The following is an 8,117-nucleotide window of genomic DNA, read 5'->3' as shown; positions in this document are numbered from 1 at the left end:
ACCCGGCTGGGTCCACGACTACAACACCCACCGAGCCCACTCCGCCCTCAGCTGCCAGCCACCCATCACCCGACTGACCGCCTAAGCGTCAACAACGTCACGAATCAGTACATCTAGCCGCGGTCGAGGGCGGCCTTGAGGTCCTCGCGGCGCAACACGCCCGAGGGCCGCCCTTCGAGGTCCACCACCAGGTACTCCCAGGCGGGCGTGCCCATGACGCGTTCGGCCAGCTCGTCGCCGGTCTCGTTCTCCAGCAGCACGGTCTCCGGCCGGATCGGGACGGCGGCCTGCTCGGCGGGCGCGTGCGGGGAGGTGGTGGCCAGGCGTTCGGCCATGCCCCGGTCCAGCAGCCCCGCCGCGACGCCGTCCGCGCGGACCAGCACCACGCCACGCCCGGCGGACGCGGTGAGCGCGCCGGACACGGGACTCTCGGCGGGCAGTTGCAGCACGGGGTGCATGAGCTGGCTGAGCGTGAGGCCCTCCGGCCAGGTCCGCCGGCGTTCGGCGGTCAGCTCGCCACGCGCGCCCGCGACCACGACCCACGCCGTGACCAGGCACACGCCGAACACCAGCCACCGGTCCTCGGCCCCGTCCAGCAGCGCCATGACCGCCCAGACGACCAGCAGCGCGGCCACCAGGCCGCCGCCGAAGACGGCCGCCTTGGTGCCCGTCGCGCGCCGGCCGGTGACCGCCCACACGCCCGCCCGCAGGATGCGACCGCCGTCCAGCGGCAGGCCCGGGAGCAGGTTGAACACGGCCACGGCGGCGTTGGCGAACGCGGTCTGCGCGATCAGCAACCACACCGCGTCCCGGTACGGGATGGCGGACGCGCCCAGCGCGAAAGCGCCCGCGAGCAGCGTCGAGACCACCGGCCCGCCGGCGGCGATCAGCCCTTCGTGACGCGGGTTGTCCGGCGTGCGCATCATCTCCGACACGCCACCGAGCAGGAACAGCCGCAACCGCCGCACCGGCATGCCCAGCCGCAACGCGACCAGGCTGTGCCCCAGCTCGTGGGCCAGCACGGAAAGGCCCAGCAGGACCGCGAGCGTGGCCGCGAGCAGCACGCTCGCCGTTCCGCTCAGGCCGGGGACGAGGCGTTCGACCATCGGCGCGTACAGCACGACGATCGCCGCCGAGCCGAGCCACCAGGAAGGCGCGAGCAGCACCGGGATCCCGGCCACGCGGAACAACGGCAGCCCACCGTCCCGCCCGACCCGTCGCCAGCTCTGCTCGGTCACCACGCAGGAAGCCTAGGGGTTGCGGTGTGTTGACGCTGTGACGCCGAGACGAACCGATCTTGTCGGTGCCGTCCCCTAAGGTTTTCGGCATGGCAGTGCCGACGATCTCCGAACGCCCAGTGCGCAGGCCCGCGCTGTCCCCGTCGAGAGCGGGCGACTTCAAGCAGTGCCCGCTGCTGTACCGCTTCCGGGCGGTCGACCGGCTGCCGGAGAAGCCGACCAGAGCGCAGGTGCGCGGCACGGTCGTGCACGCGGTCCTGGAGGACCTGTTCGGCCTGCCCGCCGCCGAGCGCCTGCCCGAGCGCGCCCGCGAGCTGATCGGCCCGGCCTGGGACCGGGTGCGCGCCGAGCGCCCCGAGTTCGCCGACCTGTTCACCGCCGAGGACGCCGCCGAGCAGGCCGAGTGGCTGGCCTCGGCGGAAGGCCTGCTGGAGGGCTACTTCGGCCTGGAGGACCCGCGCCGGTTCGACCCGGACGCCCGCGAGCTGCTGGTGGAGTGGGAACTGCCGTCCGGGGTTCTGCTGCGCGGCTACATCGACCGCGTGGACGTGGCGCCCACCGGCGAGATCCGGGTGGTCGACTACAAGACCGGGGCCGCGCCGCGCGAGGTCGGCGAGGCCAAAGCGCTGTTCCAGATGAAGTTCTACGCCCTGGTGCTGTGGCGGCTGCGCGGCGTGGTGCCGCGCCAGCTGCGGCTGATGTACCTGGCGGACCGGCAGGCGTTGGCGTACACACCGGACGAGGCGGAGCTCGCGCGGTTCGAGCGCACGCTGGAGGCCATCTGGGAGGCCATCCTGCGGGCGGCGAAGTCGGGCGACTTCCGGCCCAACCCGAGCAGGTTGTGCGACTACTGCGACCACAAGGCGCTGTGCCCGGCGTTCGACGGCACCCCGCCGCCCTACCCGGGGTGGCCGGAGCCGGACGCGGGCGTGGAGACGGCACTGGACAGGGCGGACTAGATGACGGCGTTCTACGAGCAGTTGGACGAGCGGCGGTTCCGGGCCACCGAGCACACCGCCGGGCCGTGGACCGACCAGCACCAGCACCTGGGTCCGCCCTCGGCGCTGCTGGTGCGCGAGCTGGAGCGGTGCGCCCCGCGCGAGGGCACGGTGCTGTCCCGGGTGGGTTTCGAGGTGCTGGGGCCGGTGCCGGTGGCGGAGCTGACCGTCGAGGCGGCGCTGGAGCGGCCGGGGCGGTCGGTGGAGCTGCTGTCGGCCGCGCTGTGCCACGACGGGCGGCCGGTGCTGCGGGCGCACGCGTGGCGGATCGTCGGCGGCGACACGGCGACGGTCGCGTCCGGCGAGGGCGAGCCGCTGGTGCCCGCGCAGGGGTGCGCGCCGATGGCGATCCCGGACGACTGGCAGTGCGGGTACCTGGCGGCGATGGAGTGGCGCTCGGTGTCCGGCGGCATCTTCACCCCGGGCGACGCGGCGGTGTGGGCGCGGCCGTTGGCGCGGGTCGTCGCGGGTGAGGACGCGTCGACGGCGCAGCGGCTGTTCACGGTGGCCGACTCGGCCAGCGGCGTGTCGTCCCGGCTGGACATCTCGAAGTGGTACGCGATCAACACCGACCTGACCGTGCACCTGCACCGCGAGCCGGTCGGCGAATGGTTCGCGCTGGACGCGGAGACGGTGGTGGGGCCCACGGGCGTCGGGATGGCCAGCAGCGTGCTGCACGACGAGCTGGGGCCGGTCGGCCGCACCGCGCAGGCCCTGTACGTGCGGGAACGCTGAGCCGACGCCACGATGGTGGGGTGAAGTTCGCGGACCGCGCCGACGCCGGCCGGGTCCTCGCCCGCGCGCTGCGGCGCTTCGAGTGGACCGATCCGCTGGTCCTCGGGCTGGCGCGCGGCGGCGTGCCGGTGGCGCACGAGGTGGCGCTCGCGCTGGGCGCGGAGCTGGACGTGGCGGTGGCGCGCAAGATCGGCGCGCCGGGCCGGCCCGAGTTCGGGGTCGGCGCGGTCACGGCGGACGGCGAGCCGATCTTCGATGCCCGCACGCTGGCGTACCTCGGCGTGTCGGTCGCGGACCTGGCCGGCGTCGTCGAGGAGGAGCGGCGGGAAGCGCGGCGCAGGCTCGCCGTGTACCGGGCCGGGCGTCCCGTGTTGGCCGGGCGGGACGTCCTGGTCGTGGACGACGGCCTGGCCACGGGCGTGACCGCGCGGGCGGCGTTGCGGGAGGCCCGGCAGGGTGACCCGCGGCGGTTGGTGCTGGCCGTGCCGGTGGGCGCGGCGGAGGCCGTGCGGGACCTGTCGGCGGTGGCCGACCTGGTGGTGTGCCCGCGCGAGCGCATCGACTTCCGCTCGGTCGGGCGGTTCTACCGGCGGTTCGACCAGACCACGGACGCCGAGGTGCTGGCCCTACTTGAGCAGCACCGTCACCACTGACAGCGTGATCATGGACAGGGCCGTGGACAGCAGGACGGCGTCGCGGGGCAGCCGCGCGTCCGGGCGGTACTGGCGGGCCAGCACGTACACGTTCTGCGCGGTCGGCAGCGCGGCGCACACCACGGCGGCCAGGCGCAGCGGCCCGTCCACGCCCAGCGCGAGACAGCCCAGGAACGTCACCAGCGGGTGCAGCAGCAGCTTGAACAGCACCGTGACGCCGAGCTGGGCGCTGCTCTCCCGGTCGGGCAGGCGCATGCCGCCCAGGGACATGCCGAGCACCACCAGCGCCGTCGGCACGGCCGCGGACCCCAGTGCCGCGAGCGGTTCGAGCACCAGGTCCGGGGGCCGCCACCCGGTCGCGCCGACCGTCACGCCCAGCAGCGACGCCAGGATGATCGGGTTGCGCACGGGCAGCGTGACCAGCGTTTTCAGGGTGCCGCCGCGCTTGCCGGAGCCGACCTCGACCGCGGCGAGCACGATCGGCATCACGACCACCGGCTGGAACAGCAGCACGGCGACCATGAACGACGAGTCACCGAGGATGCCGACGGCCACCGGGATGCCCAGGTTGCCCGAGTTGACGTAGGCGCCCGCCATCGCGGCGAGCGTCCGGTCGGGCAGCGGTCCGCGGAACGCCTTCCAGTGCACGAGCAGACCGATCGCACCCACGACGAACGTTGCGATGACGAACGCCAGCACGCCCTTGTTGGCCAGCGCGCCCGGTTCGCCGTCGAGCAGGGTGGTGAACAGGACCGCGGGCATGGCGAGGTAGAACGCGAACCGGCCGAGCACCGTCTCGGCGCGGTCGCCGAGGACGTTGGTGCGCGCGGCGGCGAAACCCACCGCCGTGAGCACCCAGATGGGCACGAACCCGCTGAGCACCCCGCCCAAGGTCAGGTCACAGGTGCTTGTACACGTCTTCCAGGGTCAGCCCGCGGCCGAGCATGAGCACCTGGACGCGGTAGAGCAGTTGGGAGATCTCCTCGGCCAGCCGCTCGTCGGACTCGTGCTCCGCGGCGATCCAGACCTCGCCCGCCTCCTCCAGCACCTTCTTGCCCTGCGCATGGACGCCCGCCTCCAGGGCCGCTGCGGTGGCGGAGCCCTCGGGGCGGGTGCGGGCGCGTTCGCTCAGCTCGGCGAACAGCTCGTCGAAGGTCTTCACGGGGGCCCATCCTCCCATCCCCCGAACGGTGGCACACAATCACCCCAAAGTTGCGTGCCTCGAAAAACTGCGTGCCCCGCAAGTTCTGGTACCTTGATCACATGAACGAGGAACTGGGCTTGAGAGAACGCAAGAAGTTGGCGACCCGCCGGGCGTTGATCAGTGCGGCACTGCGGCTGGCGGTGGAGCGCGGCTTGGAGAACGTCCTGGTGGAGGACATCGCCGCGGCGGCCGGGGTGTCCCCGCGCACCTTCAACAACTACTTCTCCAGCAAGGCGGAGGCGATCACCTCCCCGCAGGTCGACCGCGCGCGGCGGCTCGCGGTCGAGGTGCGCCGACGCCCCCGCGAGGAGTCCCTCTGGGAGGCGATCCTCGAAGCGGCGCTGGCGCAGTACGACGTCGCGGAGGAGCCGGAGTGGGCCACCGGCGTCCGCCTCCTGCTCAGCGAGCCGACCCTGATCGGCGAGTTCTCCCGCGCGGGTTCGGCGGTCGAGCGGGAGCTGGCCGAGGCCGTCGCCGAGCGCACGGGCACCAGCGTCGAGCAGCTCTACCCCCGGCTGGTGGCGGCCTCCGTGGGCGCCGCCATCCAGGTGGCGACCGACCGCTGGGTCCACACCACACCACCGGCGCCGCTGACACCCCTGGTCCGCGAAGCGATCAGCCAGGTCGCCGCGGGCCTCCCCGAACCCGCCACCACCGCACGCCCCCAGGAGGAAGCCCGACCATGACCACCACCCACGCGCCCCGCAGCCATGCCGCCGGCACCCGCGCTCCCCGCACCCACGCCGCCAGCAGCCGCGCGCACCGCACCCACGCGGCCGACACCCACGCGCACCGCACCCACGCCGCCAGCAGCCGCGCGGCCGACACCCACGCGCCCCGCACCCACGCCGCCGGCACCCGCACCACCGCCCCCGCGGCCGTCGCCTTCGGCGGCCCGATCAGCCCGACCCGCGTCAGAACCCGAACCGCGGGCTGGCGAACGGCCAGTCGCGCGCGATCCACTCCGGCACGAAGGCGTCGAGGGCGCGTTCGAGGTCGGTGCCCGCGTACTCGTCCACCACCCACCAGGTGATCAGGGCGTCCTCGGCCGGGTCGATGTAGACGCACCCGAGCAGCGCCGTCTCGTCCGCGTCGAACAGGGCGTAGTTGAACGACTCGTGGGCTTCGGCCTCGCGCTCGTGCCGAGCGAGGTCGAGGCGGTTCGCCTCGGGGGTCATGGTGGCCGGCGGCCAGCCCCACTCCTCGCCGAAGAGGGACCAGAGGCGTTCCCGCGAGCCCATGACCGCCGGGTAGTCCCGGTCCGCGTCGGACTCCCGGATCGGGCGCAGGTGGTGGCCCGTGCCCAGCTCGACGCGGGTGGGGTGGACGAAGTCGGACGGCAGCCAGGACATGCGCGGGATTGTCGATCAACGGGAGGTCGTGCGCCAAACCGGTTTGCCGACAGGGAGAACCACGGCCGGAAAACCAGTGGCTGGGAACGGAGGTGAGGCTCGACACTGCGCGGATGACGTTGTCCGACGGGCTGGTGCTGCGCACCGCCGAACCGCGGGACCTCGACCAGATCGGCGCGTTGCTGGCCGAACGCGGCGAACCCGAGGACGCCGTCGACCACCGGCTGGTGGTCGAGGACCCGGACGCCGGGTGGGAGGCGTGCGCGGTCGTCGTGGACGGTGACCGGGTGGTCTCCACCGCGACCCTGCTGGACGAGACGCTGTTCCTCGACGGCGTCGCGATCCCGGCGGGGCAGGTGGAACTGGTCGCCACCGACCGCGACTACGAGGGCCGCGGCCTGGTGCGGGCGCTCATGGGCTGGGCGCACGAGCGGTCCGCCGCGCGTGGGCAACTCGTGCAGGTGATGCTGGGCATCCCGTACTTCTACCGGCTGTTCGGGTACACGTACGCAATCCCCATCGCACCGGTCCGGCCCGTGGTGGGCACGGCGTCCGCCGACGGCTACACCGTGCGCGAGGCGACGTTCGACGACATCCCGGCCCTGCACCGGCTCCAGGAGGCCGAGCAGGCGCGGGCGGACCTGTCGATGCCGCACTCGCCCGGCCTGTGGCGGTGGCTGATCGCGCGCGACGGCAGCACGCAGTGGCTGGTGGAACGGGACGGCGTGCCGGTCGGCACCGGCCGCTCCACGCCGCCGGACGAGGGCGTGCGCCTGGCCGAGGTCGCGGCGACCGAGGCCGGCGCGGTGCGCGCGCTGTTGGCGCACACCGGTGCGACGACGGCGAACGAGCGTCCGGGCACGGTCGCGGGCGAGGCGCTGGAACCGTTCCTGGGTCCCGCGCCGGAGGAGGCGAACTCGTACTACGTGCGCGTCCCCGACCCGGTGGCGTTGCTGGACCACCTGCGTCCGGTGTTCGGGCGGCGGCTGGCCAAGTCGTCGTTCGCCGACGCGGAGGGCGAGGCGGTGGTGTCGTTCTACCGCTCCCACGTGCGCCTGCCGTACCAGGCGGGCGAGGTGGGTGCGGTGGTCGCGGGCAGCACCATGCAGGCGCCGGGTGTGGTGGGCGGGTGCGGCGTGGCGCCGGACATGCTGGCGTCGCTGCTCTTCGGCCCGCACGGGTTGCGTGGCCTCACCGCACGTCAGCCGGACGTCTACCCCGGTCCGAACGCGGACCTGATGCAGACCCTGTTCCCGCCGGTCCGCTCCGACCTCATGACCTTCTACATGCCCTGATCGACACCCGGTCCCGCGTTCGGGTCGGTCAGGTGCCGTAGCCGGCGAACTCGACACCCAGCGCCACGCCCGCCAACGCGAGCAGCACGCCCGCGCAGGTCAGGGCGCGCCGGTAACCGGTGTCGCCCAACCGGCGCCGGCCGCGCGCGACCAGGACCGCGATGACCACCTTGCCGCCGATCAACATCAGGTAGAAGCCGACCAGCAGGGCCACCGCCGCGCCCGCCGACGCCCGCCACGTGGTGATCGTCAGCGGTCCGAGGGCGGTGGCCCAGGCGACCCACGGGTGCGGGCTGAGGAGGTTCACCAGCACGGCGCGGCGCAGGGCGTCACCGCCGGCCTCGCCGGAACCGTCGAGGGTGGCGGTCCGGGCCTCGCGCACCGTCCGCACCCCGCTCCACACCACGAACACCGCGCCCACGACCCCGAGCACGCCCAACGCCCGCGCCGGGAGGCGGTCGAGCACGAGAACGGTCACGCCGACCACCACCGCGTCCGAGAGCAGGGGCGCACAGGCCGCCAACGCGCCCGCCCGCCATCCCGACCGCAGCGCCGACGTCACGACCAGCACCAACAGCGGACCGGGGCTGATGCTCGCCGCCAAGCCGAAGGTGAGTCCGAGCCCCAGTGCGTCCACGGGCG

At 73.7% G+C, this 8,117-nt stretch carries 10 protein-coding genes; 5 read left to right on the top strand and 5 right to left on the bottom strand.

The annotated features are described in order from the left end of the window. Window positions 1-113: 113 nt before the first annotated feature. Window positions 114-1,241 (bottom strand): site-2 protease family protein, encoded by a 1,128-nt coding sequence (locus ABD126_RS35815; RefSeq protein ID WP_343939548.1) that lies wholly within the window; start codon window positions 1,239-1,241, stop codon window positions 114-116. A gap of 86 nt (window positions 1,242-1,327) precedes the next feature. On the opposite strand from ABD126_RS35815, the gene ABD126_RS35810 reads away from it, so the two are divergent. From ABD126_RS35810 to ABD126_RS35800, 3 genes are read left to right on the top strand one after another with little or no spacing between them, the layout of a single operon-like run. Next, window positions 1,328-2,197, top strand: coding sequence for a RecB family exonuclease (locus ABD126_RS35810; RefSeq protein ID WP_343939546.1), 870 nt, complete (start codon window positions 1,328-1,330; stop codon window positions 2,195-2,197). After that, complete coding sequence (locus ABD126_RS35805) at window positions 2,198-2,971, top strand: thioesterase family protein (protein WP_343939544.1); 774 nt, start codon at window positions 2,198-2,200, stop codon at window positions 2,969-2,971. After that, window positions 2,968-3,624 (top strand): phosphoribosyltransferase, encoded by a 657-nt coding sequence (locus ABD126_RS35800; protein ID WP_425542942.1) that lies wholly within the window; start codon window positions 2,968-2,970, stop codon window positions 3,622-3,624. Before ABD126_RS35805 ends, ABD126_RS35800 begins: the two co-directional genes overlap by 4 nt. Here the strand turns inward: ABD126_RS35800 and ABD126_RS35795 are convergent. Both ABD126_RS35795 and ABD126_RS35790 read right to left on the bottom strand, forming a co-directional pair. Then, a complete protein-coding gene (locus ABD126_RS35795) occupies window positions 3,598-4,506 on the bottom strand; it encodes an AEC family transporter (RefSeq protein WP_343939540.1) in 909 nt (302 codons plus the stop codon). The two genes, ABD126_RS35800 and ABD126_RS35795, sit on opposite strands and share 27 nt — an antisense overlap. A 16-nt stretch (window positions 4,507-4,522) precedes the next feature. After that, entirely contained in the window at window positions 4,523-4,786 is a 264-nt protein-coding gene (locus ABD126_RS35790) for a phosphoribosyl-ATP diphosphatase (protein WP_209619835.1), read from the bottom strand. Between the two features lie 101 nt (window positions 4,787-4,887). On the opposite strand from ABD126_RS35790, the gene ABD126_RS35785 reads away from it, so the two are divergent. After that, a complete protein-coding gene (locus ABD126_RS35785) occupies window positions 4,888-5,514 on the top strand; it encodes an acyl-CoA-like ligand-binding transcription factor (protein ID WP_343939536.1) in 627 nt (208 codons plus the stop codon). A gap of 228 nt (window positions 5,515-5,742) precedes the next feature. On the opposite strand, the gene ABD126_RS35780 is transcribed toward ABD126_RS35785, so the two are convergent. Further along, window positions 5,743-6,180 (bottom strand): GNAT family N-acetyltransferase, encoded by a 438-nt coding sequence (locus ABD126_RS35780; RefSeq protein ID WP_343939534.1) that lies wholly within the window; start codon window positions 6,178-6,180, stop codon window positions 5,743-5,745. A gap of 113 nt (window positions 6,181-6,293) precedes the next feature. Here ABD126_RS35780 and ABD126_RS35775 point away from each other — a divergent pair, with 113 nt between their 5' ends. Then, a complete protein-coding gene (locus ABD126_RS35775; RefSeq protein WP_343939533.1) occupies window positions 6,294-7,475 on the top strand; it encodes a GNAT family N-acetyltransferase in 1,182 nt (393 codons plus the stop codon). 28 nt (window positions 7,476-7,503) lie between these two features. Here ABD126_RS35775 and ABD126_RS35770 read toward each other — a convergent pair whose 3' ends face one another. Then, the gene (locus tag ABD126_RS35770; RefSeq protein ID WP_343939531.1) at window positions 7,504-8,112 is read right to left on the bottom strand and encodes a LysE family translocator; all 609 of its coding nucleotides are present in this window, start codon (window positions 8,110-8,112) and stop codon (window positions 7,504-7,506) included. Window positions 8,113-8,117: the final 5 nt, after the last annotated feature.

The organism is Saccharothrix mutabilis subsp. mutabilis (genome assembly GCF_039521145.1).
In the GTDB taxonomy this organism is placed as follows: domain Bacteria; phylum Actinomycetota; class Actinomycetes; order Mycobacteriales; family Pseudonocardiaceae; genus Actinosynnema; species Actinosynnema mutabilis.
This window is presented reverse-complemented; position numbering and strand designations above follow the sequence as displayed.

Bases quoted from the DNA above. Each gene is read 5' to 3' on its own strand.
- ABD126_RS35810 (WP_343939546.1), top strand. From the start codon at position 1,328: ATGGCAGTGCCGACGATCTCCGAACGCCCAGTGCGCAGGCCCGCGCTG.
- ABD126_RS35805 (WP_343939544.1), top strand. From the start codon at position 2,198: ATGACGGCGTTCTACGAGCAGTTGGACGAGCGGCGGTTCCGGGCCACC.
- ABD126_RS35785 (WP_343939536.1), top strand. From the start codon at position 4,888: ATGAACGAGGAACTGGGCTTGAGAGAACGCAAGAAGTTGGCGACCCGC.
- ABD126_RS35780 (WP_343939534.1), bottom strand. From the start codon at position 6,180: ATGTCCTGGCTGCCGTCCGACTTCGTCCACCCCACCCGCGTCGAGCTG.
- ABD126_RS35775 (WP_343939533.1), top strand. From the start codon at position 6,294: ATGACGTTGTCCGACGGGCTGGTGCTGCGCACCGCCGAACCGCGGGAC.